Source organism: Brevundimonas sp. (assembly GCF_035999125.1).
Taxonomy (GTDB): Bacteria; Pseudomonadota; Alphaproteobacteria; order Caulobacterales; family Caulobacteraceae; genus Brevundimonas.
This window is the reverse complement of sequence record NZ_DASYGX010000007.1, coordinates 484859-505970: the sequence shown is the minus strand read 5'-3', so window position 1 is coordinate 505970 and position 21112 is coordinate 484859. Positions and strand designations below refer to the sequence as shown.

At 70.5% G+C, this 21112-nt stretch carries 18 protein-coding genes; 5 read left to right on the top strand and 13 right to left on the bottom strand.

Going from position 1 to position 21112, the window contains the following annotated elements:
- Window positions 1-198: 198 nt before the first annotated feature.
- The gene (gor, locus tag VGN45_RS08215) at window positions 199-1584 is read left to right on the top strand and encodes a glutathione-disulfide reductase (protein ID WP_327461207.1); all 1386 of its coding nucleotides are present in this window, start codon (window positions 199-201) and stop codon (window positions 1582-1584) included.
- 8 nt (window positions 1585-1592) lie between these two features.
- On the opposite strand, the gene gltA is transcribed toward gor, so the two are convergent.
- Both gltA and gltX read right to left on the bottom strand, forming a co-directional pair.
- Entirely contained in the window at window positions 1593-2894 is a 1302-nt protein-coding gene (gene gltA, locus VGN45_RS08210) for a citrate synthase (protein ID WP_327461205.1), read from the bottom strand.
- Window positions 2895-2966: 72 nt separating this feature from the next.
- Window positions 2967-4409, bottom strand: a complete 1443-nt coding sequence (gltX, locus tag VGN45_RS08205; protein WP_327461203.1) for a glutamate--tRNA ligase — start codon at window positions 4407-4409, stop codon at window positions 2967-2969.
- Here gltX and VGN45_RS08200 point away from each other — a divergent pair.
- Window positions 4393-6552, top strand: a complete 2160-nt coding sequence (locus VGN45_RS08200) for a ComEC/Rec2 family competence protein (RefSeq protein WP_327461201.1) — start codon at window positions 4393-4395, stop codon at window positions 6550-6552. The genes gltX and VGN45_RS08200 overlap by 17 nt on opposite strands.
- Before the next feature lie 15 nt (window positions 6553-6567).
- Here VGN45_RS08200 and lexA read toward each other — a convergent pair whose 3' ends face one another.
- Window positions 6568-7248, bottom strand: a complete 681-nt coding sequence (lexA, locus tag VGN45_RS08195) for a transcriptional repressor LexA (RefSeq protein ID WP_327461199.1) — start codon at window positions 7246-7248, stop codon at window positions 6568-6570.
- Window positions 7249-7366: 118 nt separating this feature from the next.
- Here lexA and VGN45_RS08190 point away from each other — a divergent pair, with 118 nt between their 5' ends.
- Complete coding sequence (locus VGN45_RS08190) at window positions 7367-8056, top strand: hypothetical protein (protein WP_327461198.1); 690 nt, start codon at window positions 7367-7369, stop codon at window positions 8054-8056.
- A gap of 177 nt (window positions 8057-8233) precedes the next feature.
- On the opposite strand, the gene trpC is transcribed toward VGN45_RS08190, so the two are convergent.
- The 3 genes from trpC to VGN45_RS08175 form a co-directional block, all read right to left on the bottom strand.
- Window positions 8234-9037 carry an indole-3-glycerol phosphate synthase TrpC gene (gene trpC, locus VGN45_RS08185; protein ID WP_327461196.1) on the bottom strand — a complete coding sequence of 268 codons (804 nt, stop codon included), beginning with the start codon at window positions 9035-9037 and terminating at the stop codon, window positions 8234-8236.
- Between the two features lie 88 nt (window positions 9038-9125).
- Window positions 9126-10157 (bottom strand): anthranilate phosphoribosyltransferase, encoded by a 1032-nt coding sequence (gene trpD / locus VGN45_RS08180; RefSeq protein WP_327461194.1) that lies wholly within the window; start codon window positions 10155-10157, stop codon window positions 9126-9128.
- Window positions 10158-10328: 171 nt separating this feature from the next.
- Window positions 10329-10919: an aminodeoxychorismate/anthranilate synthase component II gene (locus tag VGN45_RS08175; RefSeq protein ID WP_327461192.1), complete on the bottom strand. Its 591-nt coding sequence runs from the start codon at window positions 10917-10919 to the stop codon at window positions 10329-10331.
- 89 nt (window positions 10920-11008) lie between these two features.
- Between VGN45_RS08175 and VGN45_RS08170 the strand changes: the two genes are divergently transcribed.
- Window positions 11009-11197, top strand: a complete 189-nt coding sequence (locus tag VGN45_RS08170; protein ID WP_327461190.1) for a hypothetical protein — start codon at window positions 11009-11011, stop codon at window positions 11195-11197.
- Between the two features lie 16 nt (window positions 11198-11213).
- Here the strand turns inward: VGN45_RS08170 and VGN45_RS08165 are convergent, their stop codons facing one another.
- The 6 genes from VGN45_RS08165 to ligA all read right to left on the bottom strand — a co-directional run bounded on the left by VGN45_RS08165 (window position 11214) and on the right by ligA (window position 19424).
- Window positions 11214-11774 carry a chlorite dismutase family protein gene (locus VGN45_RS08165; protein WP_327461188.1) on the bottom strand — a complete coding sequence of 187 codons (561 nt, stop codon included), beginning with the start codon at window positions 11772-11774 and terminating at the stop codon, window positions 11214-11216.
- 50 nt (window positions 11775-11824) lie between these two features.
- Window positions 11825-13270 (bottom strand): anthranilate synthase component I, encoded by a 1446-nt coding sequence (trpE, locus tag VGN45_RS08160; protein WP_327461186.1) that lies wholly within the window; start codon window positions 13268-13270, stop codon window positions 11825-11827.
- Window positions 13267-15174, bottom strand: coding sequence for a peptidylprolyl isomerase (locus VGN45_RS08155; protein ID WP_327461184.1), 1908 nt, complete (start codon window positions 15172-15174; stop codon window positions 13267-13269). Before VGN45_RS08155 ends, trpE begins: the two co-directional genes overlap by 4 nt.
- A gap of 129 nt (window positions 15175-15303) precedes the next feature.
- Window positions 15304-16683, bottom strand: a complete 1380-nt coding sequence (locus VGN45_RS08150) for a hypothetical protein (RefSeq protein WP_327461182.1) — start codon at window positions 16681-16683, stop codon at window positions 15304-15306.
- Window positions 16684-16732: 49 nt separating this feature from the next.
- A complete protein-coding gene (locus tag VGN45_RS08145) occupies window positions 16733-17068 on the bottom strand; it encodes a hypothetical protein (protein ID WP_327461180.1) in 336 nt (111 codons plus the stop codon).
- 31 nt (window positions 17069-17099) lie between these two features.
- Window positions 17100-19424 carry an NAD-dependent DNA ligase LigA gene (ligA, locus tag VGN45_RS08140; RefSeq protein WP_327461178.1) on the bottom strand — a complete coding sequence of 775 codons (2325 nt, stop codon included), beginning with the start codon at window positions 19422-19424 and terminating at the stop codon, window positions 17100-17102.
- Window positions 19425-19775: 351 nt separating this feature from the next.
- Here ligA and VGN45_RS08135 point away from each other — a divergent pair, with 351 nt between their 5' ends.
- Window positions 19776-20714, top strand: coding sequence for a M20/M25/M40 family metallo-hydrolase (locus VGN45_RS08135; protein ID WP_327461176.1), 939 nt, complete (start codon window positions 19776-19778; stop codon window positions 20712-20714).
- Here the strand turns inward: VGN45_RS08135 and VGN45_RS08130 are convergent.
- A complete protein-coding gene (locus tag VGN45_RS08130) occupies window positions 20711-21109 on the bottom strand; it encodes a hypothetical protein (protein ID WP_327461174.1) in 399 nt (132 codons plus the stop codon). The genes VGN45_RS08135 and VGN45_RS08130 overlap by 4 nt on opposite strands.
- Window positions 21110-21112 lie beyond the last annotated feature (3 nt).

The window sequence follows — 21112 nt, the reverse complement described above, 5'->3', positions numbered from 1 at the left end:
CCTCGGACAGCTCCTGATCAGACGAGCCGCGCGGAGCGTCGTCGCGAAGCCGAAACGGTAAACTCAATCCTCATCCGGGCTCCGCGCCCGGCGCTCCGCCCGCCCTTCCCACCTTCCGCCATTCGGCCGAGGGCGCTTCCGCTTGCCCGGCGCGGACCGCGCGCCTACCTCGACCGTTCACGCAGCCGGAGCTCCAGCATGACCGCCTTCGACTACGACCTCTTCGTCATCGGCGCCGGCTCGGGCGGGGTGAGGGCGGCGCGGCTGGCGGCGCTGGACGGCAAGCGCGTCGCCGTCGCGGAGGAGCATCGCGCCGGGGGCACCTGCGTGATCCGCGGCTGCGTGCCGAAGAAGTTCATGGTCATGGCCTCGGACTTCGCGCACCAGTTCGAAATCGCCCAGGGCTACGGCTGGACGATCCCCGAGCCGACCTTCGACTGGCCGAAATTCATCGAGACCAAGGACGTCGAGATCGCGCGCCTGTCGGGCATCTACGCCGCCAATCTGGGCAAGGCGGGGGCGGAGCTGATCCATGGCCGCGCCGTCCTGAAGGACGCCCACACCGTCGAGATCGTCGGCAAGGACCGCACCTACACCGCCGACAGGATCCTGATCGCCACCGGCGGCCGGCCGTGGGTGCCGCCGGAACTGCCGGGCGTGGAGCATGCCGTCACCTCGGAACAGGCCTTCCACCTGCCGGAGCTGCCGAAGCGCATCCTGATCGCCGGGGGCGGGTACATCGCGGTGGAGTTCGCCGGCATCTTCGCCGGCCTGGGCGTCGAGACCACCCTGATCTATCGCGGCCCCAACATCCTTCGCGGCTTCGACGACGACGTGCGGGCCCACCTCGCCGCCGAAATCGAGAAGCGCGGCGTGAAGGTGATCCTCGGCTGCCAGCACGACCGCATCGAAAAGACCGCGACCGGCCTGATCAACCACCTCGAGAACGGCCACGCGATCGAGACCGACGTGGTCATGTTCGCCACCGGCCGCATTCCTTACGTCAAGGACCTGGGGCTGGAGACGGCGGGGGTCGAGCTGACCGACGACGGGGCGATCAAGGTCGACGAGTTCTCGCACACGACGGCGGAGAACATCTGGGCCATCGGCGACGTCACCGACCGGATGAACCTGACGCCCGTGGCCATCCGGGAGGCGGTGGCCTTCCACTCCACGGTCTTCCGCGACCGGCCGATGAAGTTCGACTACGAAGCCGTCGCCACCGCCGTCTTCAGCCAGCCGCCGGTCGGCACCGTCGGCCTGTCGGAGGCCGAGGCCCGTCGCGCCTGCGGGGGTGGGGTCGACGTCTACATGACCCGCTTCCGGCCGATGAAATACGCCTTCACCGGCTCGGACGAGCGCATGCTCATGAAGCTGGTCGTGGACAAGGAGAGCCAGCGCGTCGTCGGCGTCCACATCGTCGGCCCAGACGCGCCGGAGATCATCCAGGTCGCGGCCGTCGCCGTGAAGGCCGGACTGACCAAGGCCCAGTGGGACGCGACCTGCGCGGTGCATCCCACCGTGGCCGAGGAGCTGGTGACGATGCGCGAGCCGGTCCGCCCGCACGACGTCATGCTGGGGTGACCGAAACGTCAGCCGCGGTTCTGGATCTGCACGTAGTCCCGCTCGGTCGGGCCGGTGTAGAGCTGGCGGGGGCGGCCGATCTTCTGGGACGGATCTTCCATCATCTCCTGCCACTGGGCGATCCAGCCGACGGTGCGGGCCAGCGAGAACAGCACGGTGAACATCGAGGTGGGGAAGCCCATGGCCGACAGGGTGATGCCCGAATAGAAGTCGACGTTGGGGAACAGCTTGCGCTCGATGAAATACTCGTCGCTCAGCGCGACCTTCTCCAGCTCCATCGCGACCTGGAGCAGGGGATCGTTGGGGTCGCCGACGGCGGCCAGAACCTCGTCGGCGCTTTCCTTCATCACCTTGGCGCGCGGGTCGTAGTTCTTGTAGACCCGGTGGCCGAAGCCCATGAGCTTGTAGCGTCGGTCCTTCACCCCGGCGATGAACTCCGGGATCTTCTCGGGCGAGCCGATCTCCTTGAGCATGTTCAGCGCCTCCTCGTTGGCGCCCCCGTGCGAGGGGCCCCACAGGCAGGCGATGCCCGCCGCGATGCAGGCGAAGGGGTTCGCGCCCGACGATCCGGCCAGACGGACCGTCGAGGTCGAGGCGTTCTGCTCGTGGTCGGCATGCAGGATGAAGATGCGGTCCATGGCTCGGGCCAGGACCGGGTTCACCACATAGTCCTCCGCCGGCACGGCGAAGCACATGCGCAGGAAGTTCTCGGAATAGTTCAGGTCGTTGCGAGGCGACACGAAGGGTTGGCCGATCGAGTATTTGTAGGCGCGCGACGCGATGGTCGGCATCTTGGCGATCAGGCGAATGGCCGAGATGTTGCGCTGGACCGGATCGTGGATGTCCAGGCTGTCGTGATAGAAGGCCGACAGGGCCCCGACGGCCCCGACCATGATGGCCATGGGGTGGGCGTCGCGACGGAACCCCTCGAAGAAGCGGTCGAACTGGGCATGCAGCATGGTGTGCATGGTGACCGAGCGCTCGAACTTCTCGTATTCGGACGCGGTCGGCAGTTCGCCGTGCAGAAGGAGGTGGCAGACCTCGACGAAGTTCGACTTCGACGCCAGTTGGTCGATGGGATAGCCGCGATGCAGCAGCACGCCCGCGTCGCCGTCGATGTAGGTCAGCGCGCTCTCGCAGGCCGCCGTCGAGGTGAAGCCGGGGTCGAAGGTGAAGGCGCCGGTGGCGCCGTACAGCTTGCGGATGTCCACCACGTCAGGACCGGTCGAGCCGGTCAGCACCGGCAACTCCACGCTCTTGTCGCCCAGGGTCAGGGTGGCGGTGCCGGCGGTCTTCACGGTGGCGGTCATGTCGGGCCTTGTTCTGTGCGCGTCACCGCCGCGCGCGGGCGCGGATCGGGAGCGGGAAGCTTGAAGTGAACGTCATTTAGTCTGTTGCAGCGCATCATCCAAGCGCCCGAGACTCTCTTCTCGCCCCAGGGCCGCCAGGGTTTTGGCGATGTCGGGCGAGACGCCGTCCCCGGTCAGGGCGGCGCGGACCGCGGGGCCGACCTTGCCGAAGCCCACCGCCTCCTCTTCGACGAAGGCCTTGAGTTCGGCCTCCAGCGCGAAGACGTCCCAGCTCTCGAACAGGCGCAGGCGGTCGCGCAGGCGGGCGATGCGGTCGCCCGATTCGCCGGCCAGCATCGGCAGGGCCTTTTCGTAGATCGTCAGCGGGCGACGGCGCAGGACGAAGGCGGTCTGGTCGGCGAGTTCCAGCACGGTCTTGGCCCGGTCCTTCACGAAGGCGATGGCGCGGGTCAGGCGCGCCTCGTCGCCCTCGGCCAGGGCGTGGCCGCGCGCCAGATGCACGTCCAGCGCCGCCTTGGCCAACCGGTCGTCGTCGGCCAGGCGGATCCAGTGGGCGTTGACGTGGGCCAGCTTGTCGAAGTCCAGCCGTGCCGGCGCCTTGCCGATGCCGTCGAGGCCGAACCACTCGATCGCCTGGGCGTCGGAGAACAGCTCGTCGTCGCCGTGCGCCCAGCCGAGGCGGGCCAGATAGTTGCGCATGGCCTCGGGCAAGTATCCCATGTCCGCGTACTCATGCACCGCCTGGGCGCCGTGGCGCTTGCTGAGCTTGGCGCCGTCCGGGCCGTGGATCAGCGGGATGTGGGCGAAGGTCGGGCGCGTCCAGCCGAGCGCGTCGTAGATCAGCGACTGGCGCGCGGCGTTGTTCAGATGATCGTCGCCGCGGATCACGTGGGTGACGCCCATGTCGTGGTCGTCGACCACCACGGCGAGGTTGTAGGTCGGCGCCCCGTCCGAGCGGAGGATGACCAGATCGTCCAGCGAGCCGGTGTCCCACCGCACCTCGCCCTGCACCGCGTCGGCGACGACGACGGGGGCGTCCTTGGGCCGTCTGAAGCGGACGGTGTGAGGCGTCATCAGGTCGTCGACTGTCGGTTCGCGGTCGCGCCAGGGACTCTCGAAGGTCCGGCCCTCGGCCTTGGCGGCGTCGCGCAGGGCGCCGGTCTCCTCCGCCGTCAGGAAATCGCGGTAGGCGTGGCCGGTCGCCAGCAGCCGGTCGACGACCTCGCGGTGGCGGTCGGCGCGGCTGAACTGAAAGACGGGCTCCTCGTCAGGAAACAGGCCCAGCCAGTTCAGGCCGTCGAAGATGGCCTTCACGGCGTCGTCGGTGGAGCGTTCGCGGTCGGTGTCCTCGACGCGGACCAGGAACCTGCCGTTGTGGCGTTTTGCAAACAGCCAGTTGAAAAGCGCCGTTCTTGCGCCGCCTATGTGCAGATAGCCGGTGGGAGAGGGGGCGAAGCGGGTGACGACGGGGCCAGAAGGCGTCGAAGCGGAGGAGGTCATGAGGGCGGGGTCCATCAGGGCCGTCCTTATACCGCCCGACGCGCCCAAGCCCAGCCCATGGGCGCGGGCCGCCGCCTTCCTGCGCGGTCAGGCCCAGTCGCAGGCGCTGAGGTGGGGGCTGTGGGCGCCCGTGGCGTTCGGAGGCGGGTGCGCCGTCTACTTCATGTTGAAGGTCGAGCCGTCGGCCTGGCCGCTGGTGCTGGGGGCGGTCGCGGCTACGGGGTTGTGGCTGACGGTGCGGAGGCTGCCGGTGGGCCGGGCCGTGACATGGCCGCTGATGCTGCTGGCCCTCTTCGCCTTGGGCGCGGCCAACGCCAAGCTGAAAAGCGACCGGGTCGCCGCGCCGATCGCGCCGGCGGCGGGGGAGCCGGTACGGATCACCGGCTGGGTGACCGACGTCGAATCGCCGGGGGCAAACGGCGGAGCGCGGGTGATGGTGGCGCCGGTGTGGATCGGCGGGCTGGCGCCGGAGGAGACGCCGCTGCGGGTGCGCGCGACCCTGAGAGGCGCGGCGCCGATCGCGCCGGGGACGCCGGTCGGTCTGTTCGCCCTGCTGAACCCGCCGCCGGCGCCGGCCTCGCCGGGGGCCTACGACTTCGGGCGCGTCGCGTGGTTCCAGCGGATGGGCGGGGTGGCTTTCGTGCTGACCGATCCGCGCCCGGCGTCGCTGGAGCGGCCGCCCTGGCGGCTGCGGCTGACGATGGCGGTCAACGCCGCGCGGGTCGATCTGGCGGCGCGGATCGTGGAGCGGCTGGGGCCGCGCACGGGCGGGATCGCGGCGGCCATGACGACGGGGGTGGAGGCCTGGCTGGACCCGGACGAGGTCGAGCGGATGCGCGACTCGGGGCTGGCGCACATCCTCTCGATCTCGGGCCTGCACATGGCGGTGGTGGGCGGGTTCGCCTTCTTCGCCGCGCGGCTGGGGATCGCGCTCATTCCGCCGCTGGCGCTGAGGATCAACGGAAAGAAGGCGGCGGCGTGTGTCGGGTTGGCGGCGGTCGGAGTCTATCTGGTGATCTCCGGCGCGCCGCCGCCGGCGGTGCGGGCGGCGGTGACGGCGTCGATCGCCTTCGCCGCCATCCTGCTGGACCGGCCGGCGATCACGATGCACGGACTGGCGGTCGCGGCCCTTGTCGTGCTGGCGATCCAGCCGGAGGCGATCGTGACGCCGGGCTTCCAGATGTCGTTCGCGGCGACGGCGGCGCTGGTCGCGCTGGTCGAGGCCTGGCCGCGGCGGCCGAGGGAGATCCAGGCGCCGCTGCCGATCCTGGCGGTGCAGCGGACGGTGCAGTGGATCGCGCTGGCGGCGCTGGCCAGTCTGGTGGCGGGGGCGGCGACTGCGCCGTTCGCCATGCAGCATTTCAACCGCGCGGCCATGTACGGGCTCGTCTCGAACATGACGGTGGCGCCGATCAGCGACTTCCTGATCATGCCGACGCTGGCGCTGGGCGCCCTGCTGGAGCCCGTCGGGCTGGGCGCGCCCTTCCTGTGGCTGGCGGGCGTCGGGATCGAGGGGATGCTGGCGATCGGCGGGTGGACGGCGGGTCTGCCCGGCGCGGTCCGGACCTATGCCAGCGCGCCCACGGCGGCCCTGCCGATCGCCTTCATGGGCGTGATGGTCTGCTGTCTTGTGCGGGGCCCGCTGCGGTGGATCGGCCTGCCGCTGGCCTGCGCGGTGCTGCTCTGGCCGCGGGGGCCGGCGCCCGACGTCTGGATCGGCGACGGCGGGGCCAAGGCGGCGACGGTCGCGGGTGGTCGCGCGACCGTGGTGCGCGGCGGGCTGGACGACTTCGGGGTCGAAGTGTGGAGCCGAAGGCGCGGGCTGACGGTCGAGGCGCGGGCGGAGGACGGCTGGACCTGCGGGCGGACCGACTGTCGGCCGGCGGGGGAGGCGGTGGGCCCTGCGCTGCTGTGGGGGCGACGCGCGCCGGAGATCGAGCGGCTGGCGGCGGCGTGCGCGGCGGCGGAGGTGGTGGCGGTGCGGACGGCGATCGACGTGCTGCCGCCGGAGTGCGCGTCGCGGCTGGTGCTTGACGGGCGGGACTTCGCGGAGAGGGGCGCCGTGGAGCTGTGGCGCGAGGGCGACGGCTGGCGCGCGCTGTGGGTCGCCGACCTGCGCGGCGACCGGCCGTGGGCGCGGTACGGAGAGGGGGAGTGACCCCCTCCGCCGACGTCAGTGGTACCGGCGGATCAGGCCGACCAGCTTGCCCTGGACCTCGACCTGGTCGGGGCCGAAGATGCGGGTTTCGTAGTTGCGGTTGGCGGGCTCCAGCGCGATGGAGGCGCCCTTCTTGCGGAGACGCTTCAGCGTCGCTTCCTCGCCCTCGACCAGGGCCACGACGATGTCGCCGGAGACGGCCGTGTCGGCGGATTTGATGATGACCAGGTCGCCGTTCAGGATTCCGGCCTCGATCATGGAGTCGCCCTCGATCTCCAGAAGGTAGTGTTCGCCGGCCCCCAGCATGGCCTCGGGCACCGGATAGCGGGCGGTCTCGTGCTCGATGGCGGCGATGGGGGTGCCGGCGGCGATCTTGCCCATCAGGGACAGTTCGCGGGTGTCGTTGGCGGGCTCGGCGGCGATGGGGCGACCGCCGCCCTGCACCACCTGCGGCTTGAAGCCTCGCCCGCCGGGGGCGGCGGCGTCGGGCAGCTTGGTCACCTCCAGCGCGCGGGCGCGGTGGGCCAGACGGCGGATGAAGCCCCGCTCCTCCAGCGCCGTGATCAGGCGGTGGATGCCCGACTTGGACGCCAGATCCAGCGCCTCCTTCATCTCGTCGAACGAGGGCGAGACGCCCGTCTCCTTGATCCGCTCATGGATGAACATCAGGAGCTCGTGCTGCTTCTTGGTGAGCATGGCGTCGAATCTTTCAGGAACAAGCCGTGAACCGATGGCGATGTTCTGTAAGTGTTCTTGCCTAATGTCAACTTAACGGGGGAGTGGTGGAAATCGAGCGCGGGTGTAGGCTGAAGGCATGGCGATCGAGACGCTCAAGCTGGATGGCGACACGGCCGACGAACTCGCTGGGGAAGTCGAGGCGGCTTTCGGCGTTCGTTTCGTCAATGAACTGGCTGACGTGGTTACGGTGGGAGACCTGCACGCCCGCTTGATGGATCGTCAGGGCCACGGCGACGGCGCGTGCGCCACGTCGATGTCCTTTTACCGACTACGTGACGCCTTGCGAAAGCACGGCATGGCCGACCCGATCACGCCCTCGTCGCCGTTGTTCACGGGGCGAAGCAGCCCGAGGGCCTTCCTGCGCCAGATTGGGATCGCGAGCGGGCTCAGGTTGGATGGGCCGGCGGGTCTGATCGAGAACATCGGCGTCTGGATCGGAATGGTCGGGTTTGTGGCCATGGTCGTGTCCGGCATCGCCAGATCCGGGGGCCTGCTGGCCGTGGGCATGTTCCTGGTGCTTGTGGCCTTTGGGCTGGGTTGGCTGGACAAGGGGCGGCTGCCGCGCGGTGTTCTGACCGTCGGCGACCTGGCGCGACACGCCGTGTCTCGGAATCACGGCAGCCTGATCGTGCAGGGCGCCGCGGCGCGGGATCGCGAGGTGTGGGCGTCGGTTCAGCGGATCGTGGCTGATGGCACGGGTCGCGATGCCGGCGAGATAATGGCCGAGACCCGGTTTCTAGACTCGAAGGCAAAGCGCGCCGCCTGAAACTTTGTCGGCGTATGCGACTTCCTTCCCCGCTTGCCGGGGAAGGTGGGCGGCGGAGCCGCTCGGATGGGGTGGCTGCGTCCGCACATCCGGTGCTGAGGGTCATGGCCAAGGGCGGTGTTTCACCCCCCATCCGTCTCGCTCCGCGAGCCACCTTCCCCCGCAAGGGGGGAAGGATCACGCTATCAACTCCCGCGTTGCTCCTTCCACGTCGTCCTGACGCATCAGGCTTTCGCCGACCAGCACCGCCTGGGCATGCGCCGCGGAGACGCGGGCGACGTCGTCGGGGGTGAAGATGCCGCTTTCGGCGACCAGCAGGGCGTGGACGGGGCTGAGCAGGGCCAGTTCCTCGACCGTGGCAAGATCGACGTCGAAGGTGCGCAGGCTTCGGGCGTTGACGCCGACCAGCGCCGTGTCGCGATCCTGGACCAGCCGGCAGGCGCGGGCCATCTCGGCCTCGTCGTGGGTCTCGATCAGGGCGTCCATGCCGAAGCGGTCCGCCTCGGCCAGCAGGTCGGCGGCCAGGGCGTCGTCGATCATGGCGAGGATGATCAGGATGCAGTCGGCGCCCAGCGCGCGGCTCTCGGCCACCTGCCAGGGGTCGACGAGGAAGTCCTTGCGAAGGCAGGGCAGGGCGACAGCTTCGCGGGCCTGACCCAGGAAGGCGTCGTCGCCCTGGAAGCTGGGGCCGTCCGTCAGGACGGACAGGCAGGTCGCACCGCCACGCTCATAGGCACGCGCCAGTTCGGGCGGGTCGAAGTCGGGACGGATCAGGCCCTTGGACGGGCTGGCCTTCTTGATCTCGGCGATCAGACCGGGGCGGACGGCGCCATCGAAGCGGGCCTGCAGCGCGGCGTGGAAGCCGCGGGGCGCCGAGGTGAGGGCGGCGCGGGCCTCGACCTGCGTTTGCGATTCGGCGGCCTTTCGGGCGGCGACCTCCTCGCGCTTGTAGGCGGCGATGCGGGCGAGGACGTCGGTCACGGGCACACCAAGAGGAGCGCGGACGTCCACGTCCGCGTCTTGGCTAGGCGACGGTCGCGGACCTGGAGGTCCGCGCTCCTTTGGCAGGTCATTCCTCGTCCTCGATCAGGGTGTTGGTGGCCTCGACGAGGCGGGCCAGCGCCTGCGACGCGCGGCCGTCGTCGATGACCGAGGCGGCCAGTTCGGCGCCTTCGCGCAGGTTCTCGGCGCGGTCGGCGACGATCAGGGCGGCGGCGGCGTTCAGCAGGACGACGTCGCGATAGGCGCCGGGCGCGCCGTCCAGAAGGGCGCGCAGGGCGGCGGCGTTCTCCTCCGCGTCGCCGCCGCGCAGGTCGTCGATCGTGGCCGTCGGCAGGCCGGCGTCGGCGGGGGCGACGGTGAAGCGGCGGACGCCGCCGTCCTTCCACTCCGCGACCTCCGTGGGGCCCGTGGTGGTCAGTTCGTCCAGACCCTGGCCGTGCACGGTCCAGGCGCGGCGGGCGCCGAGCCGACCCAGGACCTCGGCCAGCGGCTCCAGCAGGCGGGGGTCATAGACGCCCATGACCTGACGCCGGGCGCCTGCCGGATTGGACAGCGGGCCCAGCAGGTTGAACACGGTGCGGAAGCCGATTTCGGCCCGCACCGGCCCGACATGGCGCATGGCGCCGTGGTAGTGGGGCGCGAACAGGAAGGCGATGCCCGCCTCGTCCAGCGCCCGGCGCTGCTGATCCGGCGTGGCGGCCAGGTTGACGCCGAGCGCAGCCAGAACGTCCGACGATCCGGACTTCGAGCTGAGCGCCCGGTTGCCGTGCTTGGCGACCTTCAGCCCCGCGCCGGCCAGCACCAGGGCGGCGGCGGTGGAGATGTTGAAGGTGTGCTGGCCGTCGCCGCCGGTGCCGCAGGTGTCGACGGCGTCGTAGGGGTGGTCCAGCGTGCGCGCGGCGTCGCGCATGGCGGTGGCGAAGGCGGCGATCTCGTCCACCGTCTCGCCGCGCACGCGCAGGGCGGTGACGGCGGCGGCGACCTGGGCCGGGGTCGGCTCGCCGCGCAGGCACGCGGCGAAGAAGTCGCGCGCCTCGTCGGTCGACAGGACGCGGCCGTCGACCAGCTTGGCGAGGAGGGGTTTGAAGGAGTCAGCCATGCCGGAGCTCCTTCTCCCCTTGGGGGAGAAGGTGGCTCGCGGAGCGAGTCGGATGAGGGGTAGGTCTACGCACGCACGGGCCTGACGAGCGGGTCGCGAGAGCCCCCTCATCCGAGCGGCTCCGCCGCCCACCTTCTCCCCCAAGGGGAGAAGGAAGAGACGCGGCGACCCTCACACCGTCACCGCGCGCTTGACGTTCGCGAGGTCGAGGAAGTTGGCCAGCATGTCGTGGCCGTGTTCGGTGGCGATCGATTCGGGGTGGAACTGGACGCCGTGGATCGGGCGGGTCCGGTGGGCCAGTCCCATGATCTCGCCGTCGGCGGTCCAGGCGGTGACCTGGAGCGTTTCGGGCAAGGTTTCGCGACGCACGGCCAGCGAGTGATAGCGCGTCGCGGTGAAGGGCGAGGGCAGGCCGCGGAAGACGCTCTGGCCGTCATGCAGGATCGGGCTGGTCTTGCCGTGCATCAGGGTCTTGGCGCGGATCACCTCACCGCCGAAAGCCTGGCCCATGGCCTGATGGCCCAGGCAGACGCCGAAGATCGGCATGTCCTGGGGCGCCGTGGCCAGCAGCGGCAGACAGATGCCGGCCTCGTTCGGCGTGCAAGGGCCGGGCGACAGAAGGACGGCGTCGGGCCGGGACGCCCAGGCCTCGTCCGGCGTGATCTCGTCGTTGCGCACCACGCGCGTCTCGGCGCCCAGTTCCGCCAGGTAGTGGACCAGGTTCCAGGTGAAGCTGTCGTAGTTGTCGACGACGAGGATCATGCGGGCGTCATAGGGCGGTCAGGGGCGACGGCCAAGCGGGGAGGGCGTAGCAACCGTTCGTTAACCGTGTTCGCCGGATCGTCCGCTTCATGAGCGACGCTCGCATCGACACCGCCCGCACCGCCATCGGCCAGGCCAAAGCGCTGCTGACAGAGGTTTCCGCGCCGGACAAGGCGGCGCCGCTGAAGGCGCTGGGGGCCTCGGCGCTGGCGGCGGTGGGCGCGGTGCTGATGGCCGGCGCCTTCATCCTGGGGCCGGGGGCGACTTTCGGGCCCTGAGAGCAGCGGCGGGTTGTCAGGATGTTTGCGCGCCTGCCAGGTCCAGCCGGACGTCAACCTCGCGCTCCACGTAGCGCCATTCCGGCGTGCCTCTGAGACGCTCGAGCAGCCGATCGAAGTCGGCAACATGTTCGGGCGCGAATTCGAACCAGGTAAGGAAGTCGAAGGGTTGCCCCAGGTCGCGGGAGTGGATCAGGCGCCGCGCGATCTGGGGCAGGTATTCAAGACCTATGGCGGTGTGGCGGGACTGCTCTTCCAAGACGTCGCGACGCTCATCCTGTGCCAAGGCCCACCAGGCCTCGGATTTCCGAATGGGTATGAGCGCCGCCCGAGTCGCGGCGGGCCGACCGAGGTCTGCATGGCGGGCGCGCAGCGCGGTGACTTCCGCGCGGTTGGCATAGCGCACATTGCTGGTGAAGCCGGTCAGGGTCCATGCGCCCTCAGCCGGCTCCACCGCGCCGAACGCCGACAATCGCGGCGCCGGTTTCAAGCCCGGGCCTGTGATCGCATCTACGGCGGTGATCGCCCACTGACCCTCAAGGCCGGCGGTGAAGCTCACGGTCGCGGCGATCATCATGGGCGAGACCCCCTCATCTCATACCATACGGTGACTTTGGGACGGATGTTTCATTCAGCCCGGCGAGGCACCCCGGGATCGAACCGCCAAGCCTCTTGCGCCGCGCGCATCGGGGCGCGGGCCTTGGCGAGGGTTTCCTCGTATTCGGCGACGGGATCGCTGTCGGCGACGACGCCGGCGCCCGCCTGCACGTGGATGCGTCCGCGGGCGAACAGGGCGGTGCGCAGCACGATGCAGACGTCGGCCTCCCCCTCGGACGTGATGTAGCCGACGCCGCCGCCGTAACCGACGCCGCGCTTGGTGGGCTCCAGCGCGTCGATGATCTCCATGGCCCGGACCTTGGGCGCACCCGACAGGGTGCCGGCGGGCAGGGCGGCCAGCAGGGTGTCGACGGCGTCCAGATCGGGGTGGGCGTCGCCCTCCACGTTGGAGACGATGTGCATGACCTGGCTGTAGCGTTCGACGGAAAAGCTGTCGGTGACGCGCACGGTGCCGGGCGCGGCGACGCGGCCGACGTCGTTGCGGCCGAGGTCGAGCAGCATCAGGTGCTCGGCCCGCTCCTTGGGATCGGCCAGGAGTTCGGCCTCCAGCGCAGCGTCGGCTTCGGGCGTGTCGCCGCGTGCCCGGGTGCCGGCCAAGGGGCGGATGGTGACGCGGCCGTCCTTGCGTCGGACCAGAATCTCCGGGCTGGAGCCGGCCAGTTGGAAGTCGCCCATGTCGAGGAAGAACAGATAGGGCGAGGGATTCTGGCGGCGGAGCGCCCGGTAGAAGGCGAAGGGGTCGGCCGACCACGGCGCGTCGAACCGGTGGCTGAGCACGACCTGGAAGATGTCGCCCGCCGCGATCCAGTCCTTGGCGCGGGCGACCATGGCGGTGAAGGCGGCCTCGTCGATCGGGGAGGCGAAGTCGACTGCGGCCGGCCGGGCGGCGTCGGGACGCGGCAGAGGCGCACGAAGGGCGGCCTCGAAAGCGTCGGCGCGGGCCTCGGCGGCGGCGCGATCGCCGTCGCGGGCCGGGGCGACGACGACGATCTCGTGCTTCACCGAATCGAAGACGGCGATCAGGCCGGGCCGCGTCAGGACGGCGTCGGGCAGGTCCAGCGGGTCGGGATTGGCCGGGCCCAGCGGCTCCAGCAGGCGGACTAGGTCATAGCCGAAGACGCCGAACAGGCCGGCCGCCATGGGCGGCAGGTCGTCGGGCAGGTCCAGCGCCGATTCGGCGATCAGGGCGCGCAGCGACGCCAGGGCGGGGCGGTCGTCCGGGACGAAGTCTTCGCCGCAGCGCGCCGTCTCCGCTCGGCCGTCGCGGCACCGCCAGACGACGTCGGGATCCATGGTCAGTATGGAGAAGCGGCCGTTGACCGTGCCGCCCTCGACCGATTCCAGCAGCATCGCGTGGGGGCGCCCGTGCCCGACCTTGAGGAAGGCCGAGACGGGCGTCTCCAGGTCGTCGATCAGACGCCGGACGACGAGGGCGTCCGAAACGCCTGCCGTCATTTGGCGGGCGCGGCGGCGGGCTCGCGCGGCAGACCAAGAGCCTCGCGCGCCGCTCCGACGTCGTTCTCCGCCTTCACGCGCGCCCCGCCCGCCGTGATGGCCAGGTCGCCCAGGCCGTTAGTCAGATCCTGGCCGATGCGCGGACGGATGCGCTCAGCCACCGGCGCGACCAGGGCCGGAGCCGGCGCACGGATCGCGTCGGTCACGCCGACGACGAAGGCCGTTTCCGAATCGACTTCGGCGAACACCTGGCCCTTGGCCTGACCGAACAGGCCGTTCAGGGCGCCCGCGCCCAGCGCCGTCTGGGTTTCCTCGTCCTGCTGGACGCCGGTGCGCACGATCAGTTCCGCGCCGACCGATTGCGCCACGACGGCGACGTCCTCGCCCGCCCGGACGCGGCCGGCCAGTTCGTCGGCCTTGGCGCGCAGCAGACGGTTGTTCTCACGCTGGACCCAGGCGCGGGTCAGGTTTTCGCGGACCTCGTCCAGGGGGGGCAGCGAAGGCGGCTTGATGGCGTCGACGCGCACGGCGAAGTACTGGCCGTTGCCGGCGTCGACGACGTCGGAAACGCCGCCCTGGGGCAGGGACCAGGCCGTCTCGAAGACCTGCGGGGGCGCATTGACCTGGTCTCCACCGGCGGTGCGGCCGTCGCGGCCGACGTCGGCTACGGTAAGGACGCGGGCGCCCACCTCCGCGACGGCCTGATCGACGGTGCGTCCGGCGTTGCGGGCGGTTTCGAAGCGCTGGACCCGGTCGAACACCAGCTTGCGCTCGGCCTCGCCACGCAACTCCTGGACGATGGCCTCGCGCACGCCTTCCAGAGTGGCCGGTTCGGCCGGCAGGATCGAGGTGACGGCGACCACGGCGAAGCCGACGCGCGCCTGGACCGGGTTCGACACGCCCGGGCCGGACAGGCCGAAGGCGGCGCCGGCGACGGCCGGATCCGTCACGGCGGCGCGCGGCGTTTCGGCATAGGGGGTGGGCTGCAGGCCGACGGCCTGGGCGGCGGCCTCCGGCGACCGGCCGCCGCGGATGGCCTGGGCGACCGACTGGGCCTGTTGCTGGTTCGACGCCGTGATGACGACGAAGGTGCGACGCTCAGGCAGGGACAGGGCGTCCTTGCGGAACTCGAACCGCTCGCGGACCTGGGCGTCGGTGACCTCGACCGCCTGACCGGGCGCATTGCCGAAGACGATGATCGACAGGGTGCGCAGCTCGGGGCGACGCAACTGCTCCCCGTTCTCGTTCAGAAAGGCCGTCAACTGGGCGTCGGTCGGGGCGCCGGCGCGGCCCGCCATGTCCTGGGTGATGCGGAACCAGCGGCCGTCGCGTTGCTCCAGCGCCTGGGTCGCGATCAGCGCGCCGTAGATGCGGGGCGTGCGGGCGCCGGCGAACAGGGCGGCGGCATAGTGGCGCTGGATGTACTCGTCGCGGAACTCGCTCTCGAGCTGCTCGGGCGTCAGGTTCGCCTGAGCCAGGGCCTGGGCGTAGCGCTCCTCGTCGAACTTGCCGGTGATTTCGCTGAAGAAGGCGGGGATCTGGCGAATCTGCTTGGCGATCACCTCCTTGCCCGGACGGATGCCGGCCTTCCAGGCCCAGGCCAGGAAGCCGAGACGCTGGGTCTGGCTGTCCAGGTATTGGACGTGGACGTTCTCATCCACCAGGTTCTGCAAGGTGACGGGCCGCCCCTGCTGTTGTTCGATGTTCTGGCGGACGCGATCGAAATCGGCCCGGAACTGCGTCTGATCCACGCTGCGGTCGCCGGCCGAGATCACGTGGCGCGGGCCCAGGCTGGCGAACACGTCCATCTGCGATCCGCCGGTGATCAGCAGGCTGAGCGCCAGCAGCACCAGCAGGCCCATCGCCCACTTGGATTTGGCGAAGTTGCGGAACATCGAGATCATGAAACGGTCCGGGATCAGCGCGGCGAGGATCGCCCGTCAGCGCGTATAGGCGGGGCGGCGGCGAGGGGGCAAGGGCACGCGCCGTCTTGAAGTCGCATCCCCGCAGGAAGGGCGGGGATGCGATCCTCATCAGTCGATTTTCAGGCGGACGAAAACCATGCCGCCGTCGGGGTCGCCGCCATAGGCCGACTCCAGCCCTTCGGGCACGCGGTTGACCGCGTAGAGCGCGCCGACGCCGAAGCGGAGGTCGTCCGACAGGCGCCAGTCACGGATCATGCCTACCGACGCCTTGGAGACGGTGAAGAGTTCGCCATGACCGCCGCCGACGGCAGGCAGGAGCTCGTCGGTTTCGGTGCGCTCCAGACGCGCGAAGACGGTCCAGCGGTCGTCGGGGCTGAAGGCCGTTTCGACCAGCCAGGCGTCCTTCGATTCGTCGTGGTCGTTGGTCTTGCGGCCCCAGGCCAAGGTCGAGGCCCACCAGCCGCCGACGCCCACGGGGCGGGCGTGCAGCGCGCTGGCCGACCACTTGGTCTCGTCCTCGTCCGGCTCCAGCTGTTCGGGCGCCGTGACGTCCGCATGGGAGACCTGCAGAGACCATTCGGGCGCCGGGTTCCAGCTGGCACGCACCGCCCAGCTGTCGAACTCCGGACTTTCGATGTCGTACCGGTCCTGGTCGGGTTCCCGGCCTCGGAAGGACGAGGCCTCCAGCTTCACGCCGTCGCGCACCCAACCCAAGGTGGCTACGCCGAAGACGATGTGGGTGGAGTCGAGCCAATGGTGGGTGATGGGCGCCTCGGGGCTGTCCATGGCGCTCATGCGGTGCATGAAGGCCGGCGGGCCGAAAGCGGGCTCGCCCGGCAGGCCGACGTAGCCGAAGACGCTGGAACCGTCGGAGAAGCGGCGCGCGTAGCTGGCCGAAAGTTCCATGACCAGTTCGTGAGGGTGCTGGCGGTCGATCAGGGTGGTGACCCCGTCCGCCGTCTCGCCGGCGGCCAGCAGCAACGGATAGCCGTCCTTGCCCATGAAGGGATCGGGGCTGAACATGGCGCGCAGGTTCAGCGTGGCGCCGTCGGCGAAGTCGCGGCGGGCGGAGCCCATCACCATGCCGGCGACGAAGGTCTCGTCGTCGCCGCGCGGCCCGTTCTGCCGGTCGTAGACCAGGTTCAGCAGGGCGTGGCCCATGAAGGTCCAGTCGCCGCGCGCCCAGTGGACGCCGCCGTGACGGCCCAGATCTGGCTGCCAGCTGGTGCCGGAGGCGTCCCGGCTCATCGACCATGCGCCGAGCGGGCTGGTCATGGCCCCGTGCGCGGCGTGGTCGGCGTGTGGATCCGGGTCGGCCGCCGTCCGGTGGTCGGCGTGTCCGGCCTGGGGATCGGCCGCGGGCTGATGCGTCGCGTGGGGATTGGCCGGCGGCGGCGCTGGCTGGTGGGCGTGGTCCTGCGCCGCCGTGGGAAGCGCGTGCGTGAGCAGGTAGGCGCCGGTCAAGGGCGCGAGGTGTCGAAGGGCCAAGTCGGCCTCCTGTTCAGAGATGTCGGGATCGGGCGCGTGCGCCCGGCGATCAGATCGCGACGTCTCTGGGAGGATGCGGCTCCGGTGAGGGGGTCAGACCGGTCAGCGGGCCGGGCAGGGCGGCGTCGTCTGAGCTTCGCGCGAGGGCGGCGTCAGGCGCGGGCGGAGCCGCGGGCAGGTCGGCGGCGACGCAGGCGACGCAGCAGGCCATGGCTTTCATGTCGTCGAGGTCAGGCTGGTGCGATCCGCCGTCGTTCGGGGTCGCGGGCGACCCATGACAGGGTGGCGCAGCATGGTGCGGCGCGGCGCCCACGGCCGTGCCGACGCCCAGCAGCATAACCGCGAGGACGCCCGCCAGAAGCATGACGGAGCGGATGAAGATCATGGCGCCAGAGTAGGGGCGGGCTTGGGCGGCTTCAAGACGCGCCGATCAGGGCCAGCCATTCGTCCTCTGTGAGGATCGTCACGCCGTGTTTCTGCGCGTCGGCCAGCTTGGAACCGGCGCCGGGTCCGGCGACCAGGAAGTCGGTCTTTTTCGACACGGATCCGGACACCTTGGCGCCCAGGGATTCGGCGCGGGCCTTGGCCTCGTCGCGCGTGAAGCGCTCCAGCGCGCCGGTGAAGACGACGGTCTTGCCGGCGACGACGGTGTCGGTCTTGGGGCGTTCGGCGTCCTCGACGCGGTCCAGCTGGTCGATCAGGGCATCGACGACGGCGCGGTTGTGCGGCTCGTGGAAGAAGGCGGCTATGGCGCGCGCGGCGACGGGGCCGACGCCGGAGATGGCCGCGATCTCTCCCAGGGTCGCGGAGGGTCCGTCCTCGCAAGCGACGCGGGCCAGTTCGACGATCGAGGGCCAGTCGGGCGCGATCTCAGCCAAGGCGCGGCGCGCGGGGGCGGCCACGCCGGGGAAGGCCAGGGCCAGCTTCTGGTCGACGGGGGCCTCCGGCCAGGGATCGGCCGCGGGCAGGTCGGCGGCCGCCATGACCGAAAGGGTCCGAGGCGAGACGCCGTGGCCCTCGGCCAGTCGGGTCCAGGCGGCCGACGGAACGCCCGAAGCGGCCTCCAGCGCGGCGGCATGGAAGGCCGCCCACGATCCGAAATGACGGGCCAGAAGCAGGGACGTCTGCTCGCCGATCTCGCGGATGCCGAGGGCGAAGATCAGGCGGTCGAGCGCGATGGTGCGGCGGGCGTCGATGCCGGCGATCAGATTGGCGACGCTGGTCTCGCCATAGCCGTCCTCAGCGCGCAGGGCGTCCAGCTTTTCGCCGTCGCGGGCCAGGCGGAAGATGTCGGCGGGCTCCTTCAGCCAGCCGCGCTCGTGGAAGGCGATCAGCTGCTTTTCGCCAAGACCTTCAACGTCGAAGGCGCGACGGCCGACGAAGTGCTTGAGGCGTTCGACCAGCTGGGCGTCGCAGATCAGGCCGCCGGTGCAGCGACGGCGCACCTCGCCCTCGGGCCGCTCGGCCTCTGACCCGCAGACGGGGCAAAGGGTGGGGAAGACATAAGGCGCGGCATCCGCCGGACGGCGGTCGATGACCACGCCCACGATCTGGGGGATGACGTCGCCCGCGCGTTGCAGGATCACGACGTCGCCGATGCGCACGTCCTTGCGGGCGATCTCGTCCTCATTGTGCAGGGTGGCGTTGCGGACGACGACGCCGCCGACGGTGACGGGATGCAGGCGGGCGACGGGCGTCAGGGAGCCGGTGCGGCCGACCTGGATGTCGATGCCCTCCAGCACCGTCTGGGCCTGCTGGGCCGGAAACTTGTGCGCGATGGCCCAGCGCGGGGTGCGGGAGACGAAACCCAGACGCTGCTGCCAGTCCAGCCGGTCGACCTTGTAGACGATGCCGTCGATGTCATAGCCGAGCGTGGCGCGGTCGGCCTGGAGCCGGTCGTAGAGGCCGAGCAGGGCCTCGGCGCCCTCGACGCGGGTCGAGCGCGGGTTGACCTGAAAACCCCAGCTTGCCAGCCGTTTCAGCGCCTCGCTTTGGGTGTCGGCGAAAGGCGCGGACGTCTCGCCCCAGGCATAGGCGAAGAACTTCAGCGGCCGGGACGCGGTGATCGCCGGATCCTTCTGGCGCAGCGAGCCGGCGGCGAAGTTGCGGGGGTTGGCGTAGGTGCGCCGGCCCTCGGCCTCGGCGGCGCGGTTGAAGGCGTCGAAGCCGTCGTTGGGGGCGTAGACCTCTCCCCGGATTTCGATCACCGCGGGCCAGCCGGAGCCCCGCAGCGTCTGCGGCACGTCCTTCAGGGTGCGCAGGTTGGCGGTGACGTCCTCGCCCGTCCGGCCGTCGCCGCGCGTGGCGCCGACGGTCAGGACGCCGTCCTCATAGCGCAGGCTGGCGGACAGGCCGTCGATCTTGGGCTCGGCGGCGAAGGCGACAAGTTCGTCGGCCGGCAGCTTCAGGAAACGGCGGACGCGGGCTTCGAAGTCCCGGACCTCCTGGGCGTCGAAGGCGTTGTCGAGCGACAGCATGGGCACGCCGTGGCGCACCTCGGCGAACTGGCTCGAAACGGCGGCGCCGACCACCTGGGAAGGGCTGTCGTCCTGGGTCAGTTCGGGGAAGCGGTCCTCGATCGCCAGGGCCCGACGCTTCAGCGCGTCGTAATCTGCGTCGGAAATTTCGGGCGCATCCTGCTGATGATAAAGCCGATCATGGTGAGCCAGTTCAGCCGTCAGCCGGGCCAGCTCCTCGCGGGCCAGGTCGGGGGTCAGGGCGTCGACGGCGATCTGGCTCATGTGGGGAGCAGTGCCTCAGGGCGAAGCGGCCCGCAACCGGGGTCCGCTCCTTCGCGGCTGAGCGGACGGCGGGGTCTGTTGGTTCTTCACCAAGGACACCAAGAAGAAAATCCACGAAGGACACGAAGCCACCGAGCGCGAGGCGCCGCAGGCGCTCGTCGATACGCTTGGGATCAAGGCGCTGCGCGCGGCTGCGCGGACAGGTCCCTTGGTGTCCTTCGTGTTTCCTTGGTGTCCTTGGTGACGAACCTGCACCGATCACAAGGCATGCGGTCGTGGGCATGACGCGAACTTAAGCTGACGAGGACGTTCGGTCGGGCTAGCCTGCGATGAGTTTTCGAAGGAGCCCGCATGCGCCTGCACGTCTCGTCCGCCGCCCTGATCGCCGCGCTCATCCTGAGCGGCTGCATGACCGCCGCCGAGGCGCCGCCCGCGCCCGCCACGCCGACGGTGGACGCCCAGCTGTGGTCCGATCTGTCGATCCTGGCCGCCGACGACATGCAGGGGCGCGGTCCCTCGACCCCGGGCGGGGAGAAGGCGCGGGCCTACATCGTCTCGCGGTTCGAGGAGATGGGGATCGCGGCCCCGGCCATGGGGCGGCTGCAGCCGTTCCAGGCGACCAGCCGGCGCGGGGCGGCGGTGAACGGGGTCAACGTGCTGGGCGTGATCCCCGGCACGCGGCGCGCCGACCGCTACATCGTCGTGACGGCGCATTACGACCACGTCGGCGCGCCGGACGGGGTGATCCACAACGGGGCCGACGACAATGCCTCGGGCGTGGCGACGATGCTGGCGCTGGCCGCCGAGCTGAAGCGGCAGGCCCCGGAGCACAGCGTGATCTTCGTCGCCTTCGACGCGGAAGAGAGCGGCCTGCTGGGCGCCAAGCACTTCGTCGAGGCGCCGCCGGTGCCGCTGGAATCGATCGCGCTGAACCTGAATTTCGACATGACGGCGCGTGCCGAGACCGACGGCAAGCTGTGGGTCACTGGCACCTATCAGCACCCGAGCTTCCGGCCGCTGCTGGAAGGAATGGCGCCGGTGGGCGGGATCTCGCTGGCGTTCGGCAAGGACACGCCGCAGGACACGGGCGCGAACAACTGGGTCGAGGCGTCGGACCACGGCGCCTTCTTCCGCGCCAACGTGCCGTTCCTGTATCTGGGCGTGGAGTTCCACCCCGACTATCACCAGCCCACCGACGACGTGGAGCGGGTGAGGCCCGAGGTGTTCCAGTCTTCGACGACGCTGGCGATCCAGAGCTTCCGCGCGCTGGACGCCGGCCTGTCGCGCTAGGCGCGGGGGCGACGGTCAGGGCGGGCCACCATCCAGAAGCCGAACCCGCCGGCCGCCCCGGCGCACAGGCCGGTCAGCAGCACCATCCAGCCGTCCGGACGGAGGCCGGAGAACAGCAGGCCGACCAGCAGCCCGGCCACGACGCCGACCAGCACATAGGCGCCGCGCCGGGTCCGGCCCATGCGGCTGAGCACCGCGTGCGCGGGCAATCCCAGCACCAGCGCGGCAGCCAAGCCGTAGAGCGACAGGATGGTGCCGAACACCAGGAAGCCGCTGGTGGCGTCGCCCTCCACGCCCTGGGTGCGCAGCACGGCGTTCAGGGTCATGGATCCGACCAGCCCCGCCAGGATGCCCGACGTCATCGCCGCGAGGATCAGGGTGAGGACGCGCGTCATGCT